Annotated in this window: 15 protein-coding genes; 3 read left to right on the forward strand and 12 right to left on the reverse strand. The window is 65.1% G+C overall.

Annotation, left to right across the window (positions count from 1 at the left end):
• Positions 1-44 precede the first annotated feature (44 nt).
• Genes pilP through BM046_RS08885 form a run of 4 tightly spaced genes read right to left on the reverse strand, consistent with a single transcriptional unit; the run spans position 45 to position 2,837 of the window.
• Positions 45-578, reverse strand: coding sequence for a type 4a pilus biogenesis lipoprotein PilP (gene pilP / locus BM046_RS08870; RefSeq protein WP_090538749.1), 534 nt, complete (start codon positions 576-578; stop codon positions 45-47).
• On the reverse strand, positions 575-1,198 hold the full coding sequence (locus BM046_RS08875) for a type IV pilus inner membrane component PilO (RefSeq protein ID WP_090538750.1): 624 nt from the start codon (positions 1,196-1,198) through the stop codon (positions 575-577). Before BM046_RS08875 ends, pilP begins: the two co-directional genes overlap by 4 nt.
• The gene (locus tag BM046_RS08880) at positions 1,195-1,773 is read right to left on the reverse strand and encodes a PilN domain-containing protein (protein ID WP_090538751.1); all 579 of its coding nucleotides are present in this window, start codon (positions 1,771-1,773) and stop codon (positions 1,195-1,197) included. The genes BM046_RS08875 and BM046_RS08880 overlap by 4 nt, the downstream gene beginning before the upstream one ends.
• Positions 1,773-2,837: a pilus assembly protein PilM gene (locus BM046_RS08885; RefSeq protein WP_090538952.1), complete on the reverse strand. Its 1,065-nt coding sequence runs from the start codon at positions 2,835-2,837 to the stop codon at positions 1,773-1,775. Before BM046_RS08885 ends, BM046_RS08880 begins: the two co-directional genes overlap by 1 nt.
• Positions 2,838-3,022: 185 nt before the next feature.
• On the opposite strand from BM046_RS08885, the gene BM046_RS08890 reads away from it, so the two are divergent.
• On the forward strand, positions 3,023-5,422 hold the full coding sequence (locus BM046_RS08890; protein ID WP_090538752.1) for a penicillin-binding protein 1A: 2,400 nt from the start codon (positions 3,023-3,025) through the stop codon (positions 5,420-5,422).
• Here the strand turns inward: BM046_RS08890 and BM046_RS08895 are convergent.
• Positions 5,380-6,327: a LysR family transcriptional regulator gene (locus BM046_RS08895; RefSeq protein WP_090538753.1), complete on the reverse strand. Its 948-nt coding sequence runs from the start codon at positions 6,325-6,327 to the stop codon at positions 5,380-5,382. The two genes, BM046_RS08890 and BM046_RS08895, sit on opposite strands and share 43 nt — an antisense overlap.
• A gap of 163 nt (positions 6,328-6,490) precedes the next feature.
• Between BM046_RS08895 and BM046_RS08900 the strand changes: the two genes are divergently transcribed.
• Both BM046_RS08900 and BM046_RS08905 read left to right on the forward strand, forming a co-directional pair.
• Positions 6,491-8,179, forward strand: coding sequence for an AMP-binding protein (locus BM046_RS08900; protein ID WP_090538754.1), 1,689 nt, complete (start codon positions 6,491-6,493; stop codon positions 8,177-8,179).
• Positions 8,179-11,463, forward strand: a complete 3,285-nt coding sequence (locus BM046_RS08905; RefSeq protein ID WP_090538755.1) for a carboxyl transferase domain-containing protein — start codon at positions 8,179-8,181, stop codon at positions 11,461-11,463. Before BM046_RS08900 ends, BM046_RS08905 begins: the two co-directional genes overlap by 1 nt.
• Before the next feature lie 205 nt (positions 11,464-11,668).
• Here BM046_RS08905 and cydC (BM046_RS08910) read toward each other — a convergent pair whose 3' ends face one another.
• The 7 genes from cydC (BM046_RS08910) to cydD (BM046_RS08940) form a co-directional block, all read right to left on the reverse strand.
• Entirely contained in the window at positions 11,669-13,291 is a 1,623-nt protein-coding gene (gene cydC, locus BM046_RS08910; RefSeq protein WP_090538756.1) for a thiol reductant ABC exporter subunit CydC, read from the reverse strand.
• On the reverse strand, positions 13,288-14,991 hold the full coding sequence (cydD, locus tag BM046_RS08915; protein ID WP_090538757.1) for a thiol reductant ABC exporter subunit CydD: 1,704 nt from the start codon (positions 14,989-14,991) through the stop codon (positions 13,288-13,290). Before cydD (BM046_RS08915) ends, cydC (BM046_RS08910) begins: the two co-directional genes overlap by 4 nt.
• The gene (gene cydX, locus BM046_RS08920) at positions 14,984-15,100 is read right to left on the reverse strand and encodes a cytochrome bd-I oxidase subunit CydX (RefSeq protein ID WP_090538758.1); all 117 of its coding nucleotides are present in this window, start codon (positions 15,098-15,100) and stop codon (positions 14,984-14,986) included. The genes cydD (BM046_RS08915) and cydX overlap by 8 nt, the downstream gene beginning before the upstream one ends.
• A gap of 10 nt (positions 15,101-15,110) precedes the next feature.
• Entirely contained in the window at positions 15,111-16,247 is a 1,137-nt protein-coding gene (cydB, locus tag BM046_RS08925) for a cytochrome d ubiquinol oxidase subunit II (protein ID WP_090538759.1), read from the reverse strand.
• Between the two features lie 2 nt (positions 16,248-16,249).
• Positions 16,250-17,806: a cytochrome ubiquinol oxidase subunit I gene (locus BM046_RS08930; protein WP_090538760.1), complete on the reverse strand. Its 1,557-nt coding sequence runs from the start codon at positions 17,804-17,806 to the stop codon at positions 16,250-16,252.
• A gap of 140 nt (positions 17,807-17,946) precedes the next feature.
• Positions 17,947-19,566, reverse strand: a complete 1,620-nt coding sequence (gene cydC / locus BM046_RS08935; protein WP_177197828.1) for a thiol reductant ABC exporter subunit CydC — start codon at positions 19,564-19,566, stop codon at positions 17,947-17,949.
• The gene (cydD, locus tag BM046_RS08940; protein WP_090538762.1) at positions 19,559-21,283 is read right to left on the reverse strand and encodes a thiol reductant ABC exporter subunit CydD; all 1,725 of its coding nucleotides are present in this window, start codon (positions 21,281-21,283) and stop codon (positions 19,559-19,561) included. Before cydD (BM046_RS08940) ends, cydC (BM046_RS08935) begins: the two co-directional genes overlap by 8 nt.
• Between the last annotated feature and the right edge of the window lie 4 nt (positions 21,284-21,287).

Here is a 21,287-nt window from a genome sequence, read left to right on the forward strand (position 1 = left end):
ACGCGCGACTTTTTACAGTTCATGTTATCTCTCCCTGGTTGACCTTATCCGCGCTCAGCCAAGCTGAGGGTACGCGGTCGCTCCAACCAACCACCTTCACCATCCGGGACTATTTCAACAACATCGACACGGCCCTCTTCGATGCTGGTGACCCGGCCGTGGTTGCGGCCCAGGTAGTCGCCGATCTTGACTCGATGCACGCTGCCGGCGCCGCGAATCAGCGCCTGCATGCCCTGCTGATTGCTCAGCACACCGACCATCTCGAAGCCTTCGATGTTGAAGCCTTCGAGGAACTGTCTGGGCCGATCCTCATCCGGTTTGATGTCCTTGGAGCCTCGCTCGCGCTGGGTCAGGTCGATCCGGACCGGAGGCTGGAACGGGCTGCGCAGCGAGCTGGCACTGTAGGTGAATGCCTCATAGGGAATGACCTGCGGCAGTGGTTCGATATTGCCGGCGGGGCGCGCCCGCACCTCCTCCATGTAGGCCTGCAGGTCACTGAAATCGTTACCACCACAACCGGCGAGCAGCGCCGCCCCGAGCAGCAATGCGCAGCCTCCGAAAGGTCTGAACAGGCTCATTGCTGACCTCCCGATTCGTTGTAGCGATAGGTCTTGGCCACTATATTCATCTTCAGCAGGTCGGGATTGCCTTCGGACACCGGCTTAATGTCGAAATCGTGCAGCGTGACGATACGCGGCAGGCCGGCGACGCTGCTGACGAAGGTGGCGATATCATGGTAATTGCCCTGCACTACGATCTTGATCGGCAGCTCGATGTAGAACTGACGTTCAACTTCCGGTTGCAGGGTGATGGACTCGAACTCCAGGCCACTGTTGAGCCCCATCTGGGTGATGTCCTCCAGCAGACCGGGAACCTCGGTGTCGCTGGGCAGCTGCTTGAGCAGGGTACCGAACCTGTCCTCGATTTCGATCAACTGTTCCTTGTAGGCCTCCAGATTGGCGGCCTTGAAGGACTTGTCGGAAAACTCCTTGCGCAGGGTGGCTTCCTGGGCTTCGGTGCGTTCGAGCTGAGCCTGGAGATCCTTCAGATGGAAGTGGTAACCGAGGAACAGCAGCACAGCAAACAGCAGCGCTGCCACTATGACCTTGAGCGCCCCTGGCCAGGAGCCGATATTGTTGAAGTCGAGGTCGTTGAGATCGACCTTCTTCAGACTTTCCATGGATTGAGCAAAACTCATTGCTGCTGTTCTCCCTCAGCGGCGTTCGCGCCCGGCTCGGTCTGACGGACCGACATCTCGAACACGTTGGCCTGATCCAACGCTCCCTGGGTGACTGCCTTCACGGCGGTCAGGTTAGGCGAGGCCAGCCAGTCGGACGCATCCATCTGACGCATCAGATTGGACACGCGACTGTTGGACTCCGCCCCACCCTTGATGCCGATCACGGATCCCTTCATGTCCACCGAGGTGAAGTACACACCGTCGGGCAAGGTACGGACCATCTCATCAAAGACGCGGACAATGATCGGGCGATTGCCCTGCAGGTCCTGAATGATCTTCATGCGCTCCAGCAGCTGGCTGCGCCGGGCCTGCAACTGCTCGATCTCCTTGATACGCCCGTCCAGCAGCCGGATTTCCTTGCGCAGGAACTCGTTGCGGGCGTTCTGATGATCTATCTTGCCGTTGATCGTACGGTCACCGAGAAAGACCAGCAGCCCGGCGACGATAACGATGAGGGCCAGAATGGACAGGAACTGCTTCTTGCGCTCTTCCCTGAGCTGCTCGCGCCAGGGTAACAGGTTAATGCGAGCCATCAGTCGAAACTCCTCATTGCCAGACCACAGGCGATCATCATTGCCGGAGCGTCATTACTGAGCGCAACCGCATTCACCTTGTTCGAGAGGGTCATGTTTGCAAAGGGGTTGGCCACCACGGTAGTGGTTCCGAGTTTCTGCTGAATCAGCTGATCCAGCCCCGGAATCGACGCGGTGCCACCGGCCAGGAGGATGTAGTCGACGTCATTGTACTGCCCGCCGGCGAAGAAGAACTGCAGCGAGCGGGATACCTGCTGCACCACAGCTTCCTTGAAGGGTTGCAGGACTTCGGTTTCGTAATCGTCGGGCAGGCCGCCCTGCTTCTTGGCGCGGCCGGCCTCTTCCTGGGACAGACCATAACGGCGCTGGATCTCGTCGGTCAGCTGCTTGCCACCGAACAGCTGCTCGCGGGTGTAGATGGTTCGACCCTGGCTCAGCACGCTCAGCGTCATCATGGTGGCGCCGACGTCGATGACCGCGATGGTCATGTCCTTGGGATCACCGTCCAGCTGGTCGATGATCAGTTCGCAGGCTCGCTCCATGGCATAGGCCTCGACCTCGACTATTTTGGTCTCCAGTCCGGCCAGGGCCAGCGCCGCCTCGCGGATGTCGACGTTCTCACGCCGGCAGGCCGCCAGCAGCACCTCAACCCGGTCGGGGTTGCGAGGCGAAACGCCCTGAACTTCGAAGTCCAGCGCCACTTCGTCGAGAGGATAGGGAATGTACTGATCGGCCTCGAGGGCGATCTGCTCTTCCATCTCGTTCTCATCGAGCCCGGCGTCCATCTCGATGATCTTGGTGATCACCGCGGAGCCTGCCACCGCCACCGCCGCCTGTTTCAGCGAGGTACGCGAACGGGACAGCACCTTCTGCAAGGTCTGTCCGACGCTCTCGAGTTCGACGATATTCTTTTCGGCTACCGCACCTGGTGGGAGAGGTTCAACCGCATACGATTCCACTTTGTAGCGGTTCCCTGATCGGCTGAGTTCCAGCAACTTCACTGTCGTGGAGCTGATATCGATACCCAGCAACGCGTTCGATTTTTTCTTTAGAAGCCCTAGCACAGCCAATTTCCTATCAGCATCCGCCACTTACGGGCGGTTCATATTTGACCACATTAAATAACAGTCCTTGTTCCAGCGCAAATGGCTAAAAGGAAAAAAATCAGCTTATAATGCGGACTGTTAACCCGTTCTCAACACCATCTTCCGCAAACAGCTTCTTCAAACAGGGAAATGATCAATCCCTCATGCGCCTGCTAATTGTTCTCTTCTGGTTGCTGGCCGCCGCTGCGAGTGGTCCTTTGCTCGTGCTCAGCGGTGTTGCACTGTATCTGAGTCCGGCCCTACCTGATGTAGATACACTGCGCGATGTCAAATTGCAAACCCCTTTGCGAGTTTATAGCAAAGATCACAAACTGATCGCCGAATTCGGCGAGATGCGCCGATTGCCCATTTCCTTTGAGCAGATTCCCCAGGGGTTCATCGACGCCCTGCTGGCAGCGGAGGATGACAACTTCCTCCATCACCATGGAGTGGACCCGGCCAGTCTGCTGCGAGCCGCATCCGAACTGATCAGCACCGGCCAGATCCAGACCGGTGGCAGCACCATCACCATGCAGGTCGCCAAGAACTACTTCCTTTCCAGCGACAGGGTGTTTTCACGCAAGCTCAACGAGATCCTGCTGGCACTGCAGATCGAGCGTCAGCTGAGCAAGCGCGAGATCTTCGAGCTGTACGTGAACAAGATCTACCTGGGCAACCGCGCCTATGGCATCGAGGCGGCGGCCCATGTGTACTATGGCAAGCCCATCGCCGAACTGCCGCTGGCGGACCTGGCCATGATTGCCGGACTGCCGAAGGCCCCGTCGGCCTTCAACCCGGTCGCCAATCCGGAACGGGCCCGTATTCGCCGGGACTGGATCCTGGGCCGCATGCTGCAGCTGGGAAGTATTGATCGGGCCGCCTACGACGAAGCCATTGCCACCCCGGTGACGGCCCGCTATCACGGCTCCAATCCCGAGCTCGAAGCCCCCTATGTTGCCGAAATGGCGCGCCTGGAGATGATCGAACGGTTCGGAACCAGCGCCTATACCGACGGCTATCACGTGTACACCACGGTGGACAGCCAGCTGCAGACCCAGGCCAATCGTGCCCTGCGCGACGGCCTGCTGGCCTATGATCAGCGCCACGGCTACCGCGGCCCGGAGGCACGGCATCCGGATCTGGCCGACGAGCAACTGGCCTCCGCCATTCGCAATCTCCCCAGTCTGGGCGGATTGCGCCCGGCCATCGTCAGCGCAGTCGGTGACGACTCGGTAAGCATCGTTCTGCGCAATGGCGACAGCGGCACCATCGCCTGGGAGAACATGCGCTGGGCCCGCCCCTATCTCAGCGCCAACAGCATGGGTCCCAACCCGCGCAAACCCGCTGACGTGCTCCAGCGCGGCGACGTCATCCGCGTGCAGCCGCTGGAGGAGTCCGGACAATACCGGCTTACCCAGCTGCCCGAAGCCCAGAGCGCGCTGGTCAGCCTCTCCCCACAGGACGGCAGCATACAGGCCCTGACCGGCGGCTTTTCCTTTGTACAGAGCAACTACAACCGGGTCACCCAGGCCCGCCGCCAACCGGGGTCGGCGTTCAAGCCCTTCCTGTATGCTGCCGCTCTGGACCATGGCTATACCCCGGCCAGCCTGACCAACGACGCTCCTCTGGTGTTCAACGATGGCCACCAGGCCGAGGACTGGCGTCCGCGCAACTCCGGCGGCGACTTTCTCGGCCCCATACGTCTGCGCGAGGCGCTGTATCGGTCACGCAATCTGGTTTCCGTGCGGCTGATGATGGATATCGGTGTGGATGAGGCCCTGAGCTACATCGAACGCTTCGGCTTCAACCGCAGCGACCTGCCCCGCCACCTGTCCGCCTCACTGGGTACACCGGAACTGACCCCGCTGCAGATTGCCACCGGCTATGCGGTGATCGCCAATGGCGGTTATGCGGTCAAGCCCTGGCTGATCGAGCGCATCGAGAACAGCGAGCGCCAGGTCATCGATTTCGGCCGTCCGCTGGTCACCCCCGAGGCCGTGGCGATGCACCAGCAGCGCATCAGCGCCTATGCCGGGCTGGATGCCCCGGCCAGGGATACCCAGGTGCAGACCGCCGAGCAGGTCATCGATCCGCGAACCGTCTTCCAGCTCAACAGCATGCTGCAGGATGTGATCACCCGCGGCACCGCCTCACGTGCGCGGGAGCTGCAGCGCAGCGACCTGGCCGGCAAGACCGGTACCACCAACGATCAGAAGGACGGCTGGTTCTCCGGCTACAACGGCGACTACGTCACCACCGTCTGGGTCGGTTTCGACCAGCCCGCTCCACTGGGTCGACGGGAATACGGCAGCACTACCGCCCTGCCGATCTGGACCCAGTTCATGGCAGCAGCCCTGGCCGGTCGCCCCGAGCACAGCCAGCCACAACCCGAAGGGCTGGTCAGCGTACGCATCGACCCCTACACCGGACGCACCGCACGCCCCGGCACCCCCGGCGCCCTGCTGGAGATATTCAAGGAAGAGGACGTACCCCCCTCCTACAGCGAACTGGAGCTGGGTGGCTACAGCACCGAGGATGCACTGACGCCGCTGGAACTGTTCTGAATCAACGCCAATATCTGCTCGCGCAACCAGCGGTTGGCGGGATCCTCCTCGGCCTCCTCGTGCCAGTAAAGACTCAGCCCCAACTCGGGCAACGGCAGGGGCATATCCAGCACCCGATGGCCCAGCGCCGGATTGAGCTGCTCGGCCTGCAACCGTGACATGGTCAACAGCAGGTCGCTACCAGCTACCACCTGACTGGCCGCAAGATAGTTCTGGCAGCGCTGCACTACATTGCGTACCAGCCCTAGGTGGCGCAGGGCCAGATCCTCGAACGACAAACCCCGACGCCATGAGGCCACGGCGATATGCTCCGCTGCCAGGTAGCGCTCGGCGGTCAATTCTCCACTGAACTGCGGTCCTGCAAGCACACACAGCGGCGCACTGATCAATTGCATCTGCCGCAACGGCGCGGCAGCCGGCCGGGCAACCTGGATCGCCAGATCAATCCGACCAGCAGACATTTCCAGAGGCAGCTCCGCCCAGCGCACTCCGGCGGTATGCACCCGGCAATGGCGTGCCAGATGGCGCAGGCGCAACAGCAAAGGTGGCAGCACAGCCGATTCCAGTTGTTCTGGCAGGCTGATGGTGAAGGTGCGCTGATCCCTCAGCGGGTCAAACCGCTGCAACCAGCCTATTCCCTGCTGCAACCGATCCAGGCTGTCGAGAACCGCCGGGGCTATGCGCAATGCCATAGGGGTGGGCGCCACCCCCCGCCCCTCACGGACAAACAGCGGATCCGCTAAGTGCTCACGCAAACGAGACAGCGCATGACTGACCGCCGATTGGCTGACATGCAGGACCGCCGCCGCCCGGGTCAGACTGCGCTCGCGATAGATCACCTCAAATACCCGAAACAGGTTGAGATCAATGCGCGCCAATGATGGTGATATATTCTTTTCGTTCATGCTGCGACTCCCATGCCGCATTATCACCTGATTATCATAAGGACTACCGCAGCATCCATGAAGGATATTCATGTCTAGTAATGAATAATCATCGCTTTGCCCGGACCCTGTCCGGGCTTACCCTCCAGTCTGCATTCAGAATAATTCCAACAGGAGCATCCCAATGTCAGAACAGGCTTACCTGCAACGGCTGGCCAAACTGCAACAGGCCGTCTGGCCTCAGGGCCACGCCCGTGAGCCGCAGTATCCGCTGGGCCAGCGCCCGCTTACTCATTATCTGAAGCATTGGGCGCAGAGCACCCCGGACAAACCTGCCGTGCGCTTCTACGGCCACGACCTCAGCTATGCCGAACTCGATGAGCTGAGCGACCGCTTCGCCAGCCTGTTGCTGGACAACGGCGTGCAACCCGGCGACCGCGTTGCCGTCTACCTGCCCAACTGCCCGCAGCTGCATATCGTTTTCTATGGCATCCTCAAGGCCGGTGCCGTGCATTGCCCGGTCAGCCCCATGGCCATGCCGATGGAACTGGCCTATCAGGTCAAGGACTGCGGCGCACAGGTGATTGTCAGCTTCGATCAGCTGCTTCCGGTGGTGCGCCAGGTGGCCGATGACTGTCAGTTGCGCCTGATCATCAGCACCAGCCTGTCGGAGCTGTGCCCGGCCGAGCCGCCCTTCCCGGTGCCAGATCTGCTGCTGGCACCCAAGCTGCCGGTAACCGACAGCCTCGACCTGATGCCCGCGCTGGCCACCACCGCGCCCCGCGAGCTGCCCGAACCGGCCCTGGACGATATCGCCGCCCTCAATTACACCGGCGGCACCACCGGCCTGCCCAAGGGCTGCATCCACACCCATGGCGACATGCTCTACACCTGCGCCAGCTTCCTGCCCGCCGCGCTGGGGCTGGACAGCGACAGGGTCAGCCTGAACTTCATGCCCGAATTCTGGATTGCCGGGGAAAACGCCGGCCTGCTGTTCCCGGTGTTCGGCGGTACCACCCTGGTGCTGCTGGCCCGCTGGGATGCACTGGCCTTCATGGGCGCGGTCCAGCATTACCGGGTCAACCATACCGGCCTGCTGGTGGACAGCGCGGCGGAGATCCTCGATCACCCGCAATGCCGCGAGTTCGATTTCAGTTCGCTGCAGGTCACCAGCTGCGTGTCCTTCATCAAGAAGCTGACCCCGGAATACCGGCGGCGCTGGCGTGAATTGACCGGCTGCACCCTGTTCGAAACCAGCTTCGGCATGACCGAAACCCATACCTGCGACACCTTCACCGCCGGGCTGCAGGAGGACGATTTCGACCTGAAGTCCGCGCCCACCTTCGTCGGCCTGCCGGTACCCGGCACCGAGTTCAAGGTCTGCGACTTCGAGACCGGCGAGCTGCTGCCGCTGGGCAGCGAGGGCGAGCTGTGCGTACGTTCCCCATCCCTGCTCAAGGGCTACTGGAACCGCCCCGAGGCCAGTGCCGAGGCGCTGCGCGATGGCTGGCTGCACACCGGCGACAGCGGCGTGATCACCGAACAGGGCTTTATCCGCTACCTCGGCCGGCGCAAGGAAATGCTCAAGGTCAACGGGATGAGTGTGTTCCCTGCGGAGCTCGAGGCCATGCTCGGCCAGCATCCCGACCTGCTGGCCTCGGCGGTGATCGGCCGCCCCGACGAGCGCCGGGGCGAGATGCCGCTGGCCTTCGTCATAGCCAAGCCCGGCAGCGGTCTGACCGCCGAAGCCCTGACCGACTGGTGCCGGGAGGTCATGGCCAGCTACAAGGTGCCGGAAATCCGCATTGTTGAAAGCCTGCCGATGACCGCCACCGGCAAGGTCAAGAAGAACGAACTCAAGGACTGGATCTGATGCCCTTCCAACGCCTGCTGATTGCCAACCGCGGCGAAATCGCCGTCCGAATCGCCCGCGCTGCCGCCGAGCTGGATATCCCCAGCGTCGCCATCTACTCCGAGGACGATGCCGCCTCGCTGCACCTGCGCAAGGCGGATCAGGCCGTGTCCCTGCGCGGACGCGGCGCCAGCGCCTATCTGGATATTGCCCAGATTGTCGCGCTGGCCCGGGAGCAGGGCTGCGATGCCATCCATCCCGGCTACGGCTTCCTCAGCGAGAGCGCCGAGCTGGCCCGCGCCTGCGCCGAGGCGGGCATCACCTTCATCGGCCCCGACGCCCGGGTACTGGAACTGTTCGGCGACAAGGCTCAAGCAAGACAACTGGCCCAGCGCGAGGGCGTGCCCGTGGTCCAGGGTACCGAGCAGGCCACCACGCTGGAGCAGGCGCATGCCTTCATCAAGGCACTGCCTGCGGGCACCCCGGTGCTGCTCAAGGCGCTGGCCGGAGGTGGTGGCAGGGGCATGCGGCTGGTCACCGATCCCGCCCAGCTGCCGGACGCATTCGAGCGCTGCAGCTCCGAAGCCCGGGCCGCCTTCGGCAATGGCGAGCTCTATATCGAGCGGCTGATTCCCCGGGCCCGGCATATCGAGGTGCAGATCGCCGGTGACGGCCAGCAGGTCAGCCACCTGTGGGAGCGGGAATGCAGCCTGCAGCGCCGTCATCAGAAGGTCATCGAAGTGGCGCCGGCACCGGGGCTGGATCCCGACCTGCGCCGGCGACTGCTGGACGCCGCCTGCACCCTCACCGCGGCGGTCGGTTATCGCGGCCTGTGCACCGTCGAGTTTCTGGTCGACGAGGACAGCGGCGACTTCGTATTCATGGAAGCCAACCCGCGGATCCAGGTCGAACACACGGTGACCGAAGCCGTCACCGGGCTCGATCTGGTCCAGCTGCAGATACGCCTGGCCGCCGGGAGCAGCCTGGCCCAGCTCGGCCTGGAACAGGCGCGCGTACCTGCGCCCCGCGGCTTCGCCGTGCAGCTGCGGATCAATCTGGAAGCCATGCAGGCGGACGGCAGCGCCCGCCCCACCGGCGGCACCCTGAGCGCCTACGAGCCGCCGGGCGGCCACGGCATTCGCGTCGATGGCTACGGCTACAGCGGCTACACCACCAACCCCGGCTTCGACTCGCTGCTGGCCAAGCTGATCGTGCATGCCGATGCGGACTACCCCGCCACCCTGCGCCGGGCCTATCGCGCCCTGTGCGAGTTCCGGCTGGAGGGCGTGCCCAGCAACCTGCCCTTCCTCCAGAGCCTGCTGCAGCACCCGGAGGTGCAGGCCAACCGGGTCACCACCGGTTTTATCGACAGCCACGCCGCCGCACTGCTGGCCGCGGCCGGCCAGCCGCACCCGACCCTGTTCGCCACCGGCGGCGCCGCAGCCACCGCCCTGCAAACGGACCGGGCAGCCGCCCCGGAGGGCTGCCGCGCCCTGTCCGCGCCGGTACAGGGGGTACTGGTCAGCCTTCAGGTGCAACCCGGCGACAGCGTCGCCGCCGGCCAGCAGATCGCCGTGATGGAGGCGATGAAGATGGAATTCGAGGTCAGGGCCGATTGCGCAGGCGTCATCCGCGCCCTGCAGGCCAGCCCGGGGGACAACCTGTTTGAAGGCGCGCCCCTGGCATTCATCGAGCCCAGCGCGACAGGCGAGGAGCAGGTCACCACCGAGGAGCAGATCGACCTGGCGCATATCCGCGCCGACCTGCAGGAAGTGCTGGACCGCCAGGCCCAGCTCACCGACGCCCAGCGCCCCGAGGCCGTGGCCCGCCGCCGCAAGACCGGCCAGCGTACAGCCCGCGAGAACATCGCCGACCTGCTGGATGAGGGCAGCTTCATGGAGTACGGCGCCTTTGCCCTGGCCGCCCAGCGCACCCGCCGCAGCCATGAGGAGCTGCTGAAGATGAGCCCGGCCGACGGCCTGATCGCCGGCATCGGCACGGTCAACGCCGACAAGTTCGGCGCCGAAACCGCCCGTTGCATGGCCATGGCCTATGACTACACGGTATTCGCCGGTACCCAGGGGGTGATGAACCACAAGAAAACCGACCGCATGCTGGAGCTGGCCGAGCAGTGGCGCCTGCCGCTGGTGTTTTTCACCGAAGGCGGCGGTGGCCGTCCCGGGGATGTGGACAAGGTCGGCGTCGCCGGGCTGGACTGCACCACCTTCATGCGCATGGCCCGGCTCAGTGGCAAGGTGCCGCTGGTGGGCGTGGTATCGGGTCGCTGCTTTGCCGGCAACGCCGCCCTGCTCGGCTGCTGCGATGTCATCATCGCCACCCGCAATGCCACCATTGGCATGGCCGGCCCGGCCATGATCGAAGGCGGCGGACTGGGCAGCTATACCCCCGAGGAGGTTGGTCCGACCAGCATGCAGGCACCCAACGGCGTGATTGATGTGCTGGTAGAGGACGAAGCCGAAGCCACCCGGGTGGCCAAACAGTACCTGTCCTACTTCCAGGGCGATCTGCCCGGCGGCGAGTGCGTCGATCAGCGCCTGCTGCGCCACCTGATTCCGGAGAACCGCCTGCGCGTCTACGACATCCGCCAGGTCATCGAAGCGCTGGCCGATACCGGCTCGGTGCTGGAACTGCGCCGACAGTTTGCCCCCGGCATGATCACCGCGCTGATCCGCATCAATGGCAAGGCCTTCGGCCTGATTGCCAACAACCCCATGCATCTGGGCGGCGCCATCGATGCCGCCGGCGGCGACAAGGCCGCCCGTTTCATGCAGCTGTGTCAGGCCCATGGCCTGCCCATGGTCTCACTGTGCGACACCCCCGGCTTCATGGTCGGCCCGGACTCGGAGCGCCAGGCCACGGTGCGTCATGTCTCGCGCATGTTCGTCACCGCCGCCAGCCTGAGCATTCCCTTCTTCACCGTGGTGCTGCGCAAGGGCTACGGCCTGGGCGCCCAGGCCATGGCCGCCGGCAGCTTCCATGCCCCCATGTTCACCATCGGCTGGCCGAGCAGCGAGTTCGGTGCCATGGGGCTGGAGGGCGCGGTGCGGCTGGGCTTTGCCAAGGAGCTGGCAGCGCTGGAAGACCCGGCTGAACAGCAGGCGCTGTTCGACAGGCTGGTGGGCGAGCTCTATGCCCGGGGCAAGGGCCTGAGCATGGCCAGCTTCCTCGAGATAGACGCGGTCATCGACCCGCTGGAAACCCGCGACTGGCTGCTGCGCGGACTCAGCTCCGCGCCACCGGAGTCGTTGCAGGCAGGGACCAGACCGTTTGTGGATACCTGGTAGTCACTGCTTCTGCCCCCTGGGGCGTGCTGCGCACGCCGTTCGCCCCGAGGGCGGGGCTCCTACCCGGATACAGCGACCATCCTCGTAACCGGAAACCCGGGGAAAGGGGTAGGCCGCGCACAGCGGATCACCTGTGTAGCCAGGGAACCTGTAGGAGCCCCGCCCCCGGGGCGAACGGCGGCTGAAAGCCGCCCATAACCCTGACCTACCGCCCTACCCTCACCACCTGCAGATCCGGCGCGCTGACCGGCTGGTGACTGGCGATGATCAGCAGACCATCGCGCTGACGGCGCAGCAGCGCCTGCATGACCTGCTCGCGGGTGGTGGCGTCGAGGCCGGCGAAGGGTTCGTCCAGCAGCAGTATCGGCCGTTCGGCGAGCAGCAGGCGGGCCAGGGCAATGCGCCTGGCCTGGCCGCCGGAGACGGCGCTGCCCTGCTCGCCCAGCGGGGTGTCCAGGCCGCGCTCCCGGGCCCAGTCCGCCAGCGCCACATCCTCCAGCACCTGCCACAGCTGGGCGTCACTGGCCTGCGGGTTACCGAGGCGCAGGTTGGCCGCCAGACTGAGGTCGAACAGATCCACCTGCTGCGGCAGATAACCGAGCACCCGCCGCAGATCCCACTTCCTCAGGGGCCGACCATTGAGCAGACAGCTCCCCTGCCCCAGCGGCAGCTCGGTCGCCAGCATATCCAGCAGCGTCGACTTGCCCGAACCCGATGCGCCGGCAATCCAGACGACATCGCCTCCCCGCATCTCGAAGCTGATCTGCTGCGGTCCGTTCAGGGCGCCGGGCCGGCGAGCACTGACACCCTGCAACTGCAGGTACCAGGGTGCCCCGGGCTGCTCGGCAGGCACGGGTTTGGGCTGCTCGGTCGCCTCCAGCGTGGTGTTGATCCTGTCCCTGGCCGCTCGACTCATGCCCAGCGCCACAGCGGAGCCTGCCAGCGGCAGCAGCGTTTCGGCCAGACCGAACACGGCCAGCAGGCTCGCCAGCAACCAGGCCAGCTCCAGTTGCTGCTGCTCGGCCAGTGCCATCCCCAGCATCAGCAGCAGCAGAATACCCAACCCCAGCAGCCACTGCTGGGCCAGCGCCAGCACGGAGCTGAGTCGCCGTTGCTGCCACTGCAGGTCGAGGCACCGGGCGCTCCCCTGCTCCAGCGCGAGGCGCCGCTGCTCCCAACGCTGCCAGATCAGCAGGTCATTGAGCAGCCGCAGGCTGTCCAGCAGGTACTCCCGGTGCTGCTGCTCGGCCATGACCATCGACTCGGCCAAACGGCTGCCACGCCGATAACCGAACCAGGGCAACAGCCAGGCCGCCAGCAGGGGAATCCCCGCCAGCAACAGCAGGGTATCGAGCAACCCCAGCATAACCAGCACCCCGACCAGCAACAGACTCGCCCACAGCCAGGGCAGCAGGATGCGTAACGGGAACTGGTCCAGCAGATCGATATCCACCACCAGCCGCTGCAGCAGCTGGGCGGAACGCCAGCGACGCGGGTCCATGGGCAGGCGGGCGATATGGGAAAACAGCCCGACCCGCAGGTCCCGCAGTAATCCCAGTACCGCGTTATGCGAGGCCAGCCGCTCGGCATAACGCCCGGCCGTGCGGGTAATGGCGAAGAAGCGGATGATGGCTGCCGGACGGAACACATCAAAGCCGTAGCCCGCCGCTCCGCTGACCAGGCCGGCCAGTGCCGCGGCGGTAATAAACCAGCCCGAAGCAGCCAGCAGCCCGGTCACGGACAACACGGTCAGGGTTCCCAGCAGGCCGGCCAGCGCCCAGGCTCCCGGTCGGGAGCAGGTCAGCTCGCGCAGACGAACCCGTTTCATGCCGCAGCCTCCACCGGCCGGGCCACCTCTAGCACTTGCGTCAGCCAGTCCAGGCCTGTGCGTTCATGACTGACCAGCAGCAGGGTGCGCCCCTGGCTGAGCCGGTCGATCAGCACGCCTATCTGCTCGGCGGTATCCGGGTCCAGATGGGCCAGTGGCTCATCCAGCAACCACAGCGGCGTGTCGCGCAGCAGCAGGCGCGCCAGCGCCAGGCGGCTCTGCTGCCCGCCGGACAGGCCCAGCCCGCGTTCGCCCAGCGGGGTCTCCAGGCCCAGCGGCAGACGCCGCAACAACGGAGCCAGGCCGACCTCCCCCAGCACGCCCCACAACTGCCGGTCCGTGGCCCCGGGCACGGCCAGCCGCAGGTTGTCCGCCACACTGGCAGCCAGCAGTTGTGGCTGCTGGGCTAGATAACCTACCCTGGCCTGCCAGGCCGAACGCTCCAGCTCGGCCAGCTCCCGACCGTTGACCTTCAGGCTTCCCTGATAGGGGACAAAGCCCAGCAGCAGCTCCAGCAGGGTGGATTTGCCGCTGCCGCTGGGGCCCTGTATCAGCACCCGCTGGCCCGGCGCCAGATTCAGATCCAGGGGTGCCAGACGCAGCCGCCCCTGCCCGCCGGCCGCACTCACCTGCTGCAGCTCCAGCGCCGGGGCACCCTCGAGCAGCAGCGGGCGGCTGCCGGTATGGTGCCAGACCTCGCACTGCAACAGCGGCAATAGCTCCTTCATCGCCCCCTGGGCCTCGGCCCGGGCATGGTAGTCATTGCCCAGCTGGCGCAGCGGCGCGTAGAACTCCGGCGCCAGCAGCAGGATGAACAAGGCACCCTGGTAGGGCACGGGAATCTCGCCCCTGGCCCAGGGCAGCAGGCCGAGCAACCCCAGCCCGAGATAAACCGCCACCAGCGCGATCGCCAGGGCAGCGAAGAACTCCAGCACCGCTGTGGACAGGAAAGCCATGCGCAACACCTGCATGGTGCGTTGGCGGTACTCCTCAGCAGCCCCATCCACCGCCTGTTCAGCCAGCTCCAGCGCCTGCAGATGACGCAGGGTCGGCAAGCCCCGAAGCAGGTCGAGAAAACGCCCGCTCATGCGGCCCAGGGTATTGAGCTGGCGCTGGCTGGCGGTGGCGGCAGCACGCCCCAGCAACACCATGAACAGGGGCACCAGTGGCGCAGTCAGCAGCAGCAGGGCGGCGGCCAGCCAGCTGTGCCAAGCGGTTGCCACCAGCAACATCAGGGGTACCATCAGCACCAACCGGGTCTGTACCTGATAGCGGGCCAGATAGCCATCCAGCGCATCCACCTGCTCCAACGCCCGGCTGGCCAGCTGGCCATCGGCACCCAGCCGCCGACGGGACGGCCCCAGTTGCGCCAGACTGTCCAGCACGCGGCCTCGCAGTCCGGCACGGGCACGCTGGCTGGCCCGGTCAGAGCAGATTTCGCGCAGATATTGCAGTAACGGACGCAGCAGCAGGCAGAGCGCCAGCCCCAGCAGAATCCCGGCTATCGGGCGCGGCTGCAGCGGCTCCCCAGCCTGCCAGGCCCGCAGCGCATCACTGAACAGACCGGCCAGCCACCAGCTCTGCAGAATGAACAGCCCTGCTGCAGCCAGCGCTGCCAGCAGGGCCATCCGTAACAGGGGGCGCTGGCCGGCCAGCAGCCCCCGCAGCTCCGTTGCTACTCTGGAGTCGATATCAGCCATCGATTGGCTCGTCTTCCCCCTCATAGCCATTGAGTTCCAGCCACATGGCGTTGATGATGCCGAAGGCGCAGGCCAGCAGCACACCGAGAATCCAGGTGAAGTACCACATGATCGCCTCCTCAGTACAGGTTATGGGTGTTCTCGCGGATATGCTGCTCTGTGAGCCGTCCGCGCATGACGAAATAGCCCCAGGCGGTGTAGCCAAGGACGATGGGCACGAAGATGCAGGCCACCACGAACATGATCATCAGCGTGGCTTCACTGGCCGTGGCATCCCACATGGTCAGGCTGTGGTTGGGTACCGAGGAGGATGGCATCAGGAAGGGGAACATGCTCACCCCGACCGTCACTATCACCATGGCCATACCCAGCGCCGAGCTGATGAAGGCCGTCGCATGCATCCGCGCCCGGCTGGCCAGTGCGCAGACGATGAAGGCCACGATACCGCTCAGGGGCATCAGCCAGAGCACCGGCCAGCTGCGATACTTGTCAAACCAGGCGCCGCTGACGATCTCGACCGTCTTGTCCATGGTGCGGTTGGCCGCATTGGTATCTATCCCGTCGATCACCCGATAGCCGTCGATACCCAGTGCCAGCCAGATACCCGCCAGCACGAAGAGAACCGCGCAGACCAGCGCCAGCCAGCCGGCCAGTCGCTCGCTGCGCTTGAGCAGCTCGCCGTCGGTCTTCAGTTGCAGGTAGGTCGCACCATGGTTGACGATCATCGCCAGACTGAGCAGCCCGGCCAGCAGGGCAAAGGGATTCAGCAATGCCCAGAAACTGCCGGTGTAATCCAGCCGGTGCAACTCATCGAAGTGGAAGGGCACCCCCTGCAACAGGTTGCCGAAAGCCACCCCGAAGATCAGCGCCGGCACGGCCGACCCAGCCGTCAGCGCCCAGTCCCAGCGGCCGCGCCAGCGGTCACTGTCGATCTTGGCCCGGTACTCGAAACCCAGCGGCCGCAGAAACAGCGCGAACAACGCCAGCATCATGGCGAAGTAAAAGCCGTTGAAGGCCGCCGCATAGACCACCGGCCAGGCCGCGAACAGGGCACCGGCAGCGGTGATCAGCCAGACCTGGTTACCGTCCCAGTGCGGCCCCACGGCATTGATCATCACACGCCGCTGCTCGTCATTACGGCCCAAGACCTTGAGCAGCGCCGCCACGCCCATATCGAAACCGTCGGTCACCACGAAGCCGATCAGCAGCACGCCGATCAGTACCCACCAGATAAAACGCAGGGCTTCATAGTCCATGTTCAGGCCTCCTTCAGCTTGCCGGTTTCAAGATCGTAACGGCCGGTGTGCAGGCTCGAGGGTCCCTTGCGGGCGAACCTGACCATCAGCCAGACCTCTATGATCAGGAAGATGCTGTACAGCACCACAATCGCCGCCAGCGTTCCCAGCACCTCACCGGCAGTCAGGGAGGACACCGCCAGGCTGGTCGGCAGTATCTCACCGATGGCCCAGGGCTGACGCCCGTACTCGGCGACGAACCAGCCAGCCTCGCTGGCAATCCAGGGCAGCGGCAGGCTGAACAGCGCCAGACGCAGCAGCCAGCGCGGCTTGTCCGGGGTGCGGCGGGCGCTGTGCCAGAAAGCAAAGGCAAAGATCACCAGCATCAGGAAGCCGCAGGCAACCATGATGCGGAACGTCCAGAACAGCGGCCATACTCTGGGAATGGAGGCATCCAGCGCAGCGGCAATCTCCGCATCGCTGGCGTTGGCCACATCCTCGGCGTAGACGCTGAGCAGCAGCCCGTAGCCGAGGTCGTCACGCAACGCCTCGAAGCGAGCGCGCACCTGCTCGTCACCCTCCCCGGCGCGGATCCGGGTCATCAACTGATAGGCCTCCTGACCGCGGATGATGCGCTGCAGGTTGTGCTCGAGAATACGGTCGAAGCCATCCACCTGCTGATCAGTGGAGCGGGTAGCAATCAGCCCCATGATCGCCGGGATGCGTACCGCGTAGTCGGTACTGCGGGTTTCCTGATTGGGGAAGCCGAACAGGGTGAAGGCCGCCGGTGCCGGATGGGTCTCCCACTCGGCCTCGATGGCCGCCAGCTTGACCTTCTGCACATCGCCCAGCGCGTAGCCGGACTCGTCACCCAGCACTATCACCGATAGCGCCGCCGCCAGACCGAAGGCCGAGGCAATGGCGAAGCTGCGGCGGGCAAAGGCCAGATCCCGACCCTTGAGCAGGTACCAGCTGGAGATCGCCAGCACGAACACAGCCCCGGTGACATAACCGGCCGACACCGTATGCACGAACTTGACCTGGGCCACCGGGTTCAGCAGCACCTCGGCAAAGCTGGTCAGCTCCATGCGCATGGTCTCGATATTGAACTCCGAGCCGATGGGATACTGCATCCAGCCGTTGGCCACCAGAATCCACAGGGCAGACAGGTTGGTCGCCAGCGCCATCAACCAGGTCACCGCCAGGTGCTTGACCCGGCTCATGCGATCCCAGCCGAAGAAGAACAGGCCCACCAGGGTCGACTCGAGGAAGAAGGCCATCAGCGCCTCGATCGCCAGCGGCGCACCGAAGATGTCGCCCACATAGTGGGAGTAGTACGACCAGTTGGTACCGAACTGGAACTCCATGGCCAGCCCCGTGGTGACACCCAGGGCAAAGTTGATACCGAACAATTTGCCCCAGAAGCGCGTCATGTCACGGTAGATCTGCCTGCCGGTCATCACATAGACCGACTCCATGATCGCCAGAATGAAGGAAAGCCCCAGGGTCAACGGGACGAATAGGAAGTGGATCATTGCTGTATAGGCGAACTGCAATCGCGACAGCTCAACAATATCCATCTACTGCCTCCTGATAGATGCTTGAGATGTACTTAAGACAATACTAATGAAGAAAACCCCGGAAGTTGCTCCAGATCAATTTTCCGGAACCCCGGGGAGCAGGCAGGTGCGTGGCAGGAAGTCGCATCCAGGGGGTGGGGCTACCCGCCTACCCTCACCACCTGCAGATCCGGCGCGCTGACCGGCTGGTGACTGGCGATGATCAGCAGACCATCGCGCTGACGGCGCAGCAGCGCCTGCATGACCTGCTCGCGGGTGGCGGCGTCCAGGCCGGCGAAGGGCTCGTCGAGCAGCAGTATCGGCCGTTCGGCGAGCAGCAGGCGGGCCAGGGCAATGCGCCTGGCCTGGCCGCCGGAGACGGCGCTGCCCTGCTCGCCCAGCGGGGTGTCCAGGCCGCGCTCCCGGGCCCAGTCCGCCAGCGCCACATCCTCCAGCACCCGCCACAGCTGGGCGTCACTGGCAGCGGGGTTGCCGAGGCGCAGGTTGTCGGCCAGCGGCATATCGAAGATGTCCACATCCTGGGGCAGCCAGCCGATCACGCCAGCCAGATCCCAGTGGTCCGGCGGATGACCGTTGAGCAGTGCCCGCCCCTGGCGCTGTATTGGCTCTCCCGCCAGCCAGTGTAACAAGGTGGACTTGCCGCCACCGGAGGGGCCGATCACCAATAGCGTCTGCCCGGAATACAGCTGCAGATCCAGATCGCTCGGCCCGCTCAGCGCACCGGGCCAGCGCAGACTCAGTTGCTGCAGATGCAGAGTGAAGGGCGCCTGAGGTACAGGACGATCATGCTCAGGCGTCGGTTGGTCCGCTCTGCCCAGCGCCTGCAATCGATCCCGCGCGGCCTGGCTCAGACCCAGCGCGACAAAGCTGCCCGCCACCGGCAGCAGCGCTTCGTTCAGCCCCAACAGCGCCAGTGCGGCGGCCAGCAACAGCGGTACCGTCAGGCCGTCCTCGATCAGCAGGCTACCCTGCCACAGCACCATCAGCAGGCTGGCCGCCAGCGCCCATTGCTGCAGCAGAGTCAGGCGGCTGATAAGCCGTTGCTGGCGATCCTGCTGGGCCAGGTACTGCTGATCCTGTGCGGTGAAGGCCGCAGCGCGGCCCGGCCAGCGCTGCCAGATCAGCAGCGGTGTGAGCAGGCGCAGGCTGTCCAGCAGAAAGCTGCGCCGCGCCTCGGCCCATTCCACGTCCGCCCGGGCCAGTCGCCCCCCACGCCAGTAGCCCAGCCAGGGCAGCACCCAGGCCAGACACACCCCTGGGGCAGCTGCCAGCAGCAAACGAGAATCAAGCAAGGCCAGAAAGCCCAGCAACAGGAGCGCCATGAGGCTGGCCCAGATCCAGGGCAGCAGCACCCGCAGCGGGAACTGGTCCAGCAGGTCGATGTCGGCCACCAACCGGTGCATCGCCTCATTGCTGCGACGGGGCAGCTGCCGGGCGTGGCTGATCCGGCGAAATACCGCCGAGCGCAGATCCCGCAACAGACCCAACGCCGCCTGATGGGAAGCCAGCCGCTCGCCATAGCGACCCAGGGTGCGGGTCAGCGCCAGCAGACGGATGATGGCCGCCGGTCGGAATACATCCAGCATGTACCCCGTGGCCATGCCCGCCAGCGCCGCCGCGGTGATGAACCAGCCGGACAGGGCCAGCAGGGCAATGGCGGAGAACAGCGCCAGTGCACCCAGCAACAGGGCGAGCAGCCAGCCCGCCGCACGGCTGTGCAATAGCCGGGACAGGCGCAGCCGCAGCTGTCCCTCAGTCATGCCCCACCTCCAGCCGGATGCGTCGCTCCAGCCACTCCAGCCCGGTGTCCTCATGACTGACCAGCAACAGGGTGCGACCCCGGCTGAGCCGCTCCAGCAGCTCACCGATGCCTCTGGCGGTATCGCTGTCCAGATGCGCCAGCGGCTCATCCAGCAGCCACACGGGGGTGTCGCGCAGCAGCAGCCGGGCCAGCGCCAGGCGGCTGAGCTGGCCACCGGACAGACCCAGCCCGCGCTCGCCGAGCGGTGTATTCAACTGCAGCGGCAGCCGCCGCAGCAGCTCCCACAACCCCACCTCCTGCAACACATGAATCAGCCGCACATCCGTCGCCTGGGGCGCCGCCAGTCGCAGGTTGTCCGCCACGCTGCCGGGCAGCAATTCTGGCTGCTGGGCCAGATAGCTGACGCGGGCATTCCAGGCGCTACGGTCCAGCGAGTGCAGCGGCTGCCCATTGATCAGCAGTTCACCCTGATAGGGCAGAAAGCCGAGCAAGGCGTGGATCAGAGTGGATTTACCGCTGCCGCTGGGGCCCTGCACCAGCAGGCGGTCGCCAGGCTTGAGCTGCAGGCTCAGCGGCGGCAGACGAGCGGGAATACCCACGTCGCTGACGGAAAGGTGATGGCAATGGATGGAGACAGCACCGGCAGACCCGTCCGGCATCGGGTTGCCGACCCCCGGCTGGGCACTGACATGGCGCCGGTGAGCTGCCTCCCCGTCGTCCTCCAATTGCAGTATCGGCAGCATTCCCTCCACCGCCGCCCGGGCTTCGGCGCGGGCGTGATAGTCGCTGCCCAGCTGCCGCAGGGGCGCGTAGAACTCCGGTGCCAGCAGCAGGATGAAGAGCGCGCTCTGGTAGCTGACCGGCGCCTCACCGGGGGACCAGGGCAGCAGGCCGAGCAGCCCCATGCCCAGATACAGCGCGAGCATGGCGATGGCAATGGAGGCGAACAGCTCCAGCACCGCAGTGGAAAGAAAGGCCAGGCGCAGGACGCCCATGGTCCGGCTGCGGTAATCCTCCGCGGCCTGTTCCACGGCAGACTGAGCGGCCGGCAGTGCCTGCAGGTGACGCAGGGTGCGCAGCCCCCGCAGCAGATCGAGAAAGCGCCCGCTCATGCGCCCCAGGGCAGCGAACTGGCGCTGGCTCGCGGCGGCAGCAGTGTGCCCCAGCAATACCATGAACAGGGGCACCAGGGGGGCGGTGACCAGTAACAGCGCCGCTGCCAGCAAGCTGTGCCAGGCGGTCGCCAGCAACAGCAGCAGCGGCACCCAAAGCACCAGCTGACGCTGCACCTGATAGCGGCTGATATAGCCATCCAGTGCATCCACCTGCTCCAGCAGCTGACTGCCCAGCTGGGCGTCGGGTCCGAGTGCGCGGCGGGCCGGCCCCAGCGCCGCCAGACGCTGCAGCAGCAGCTGGCGCAGTGCATTGCGCGCCCGCCAGCTGGCCTGCTGGCACAGCCGTTCACGGAAGAACTGGAGCAAGGGGCGCAACAGCAGACACAGCAACAGAATCGGCCACCAGCCGGCGCCCGGCGCCCCCTGGCCGGCCCCGCTGGCAGACTGCAGCCAATGGCCGAACAGGTCGGCGATGATCCAGCTCTGCAGGATGAACAGCACGGCGGAGGTCAAGGCCAGCACCAGGGCCAGCCCGAGCAGGCGACGCTGTCCCTGTACCAGCCGCTGCAGCCAGCGCCCTGCCGGCTCGGTCGCTGTCATGGCG

The organism is Halopseudomonas formosensis (genome assembly GCF_900115905.1).
Classification (GTDB): Bacteria; Pseudomonadota; Gammaproteobacteria; order Pseudomonadales; family Pseudomonadaceae; genus Halopseudomonas; species Halopseudomonas formosensis.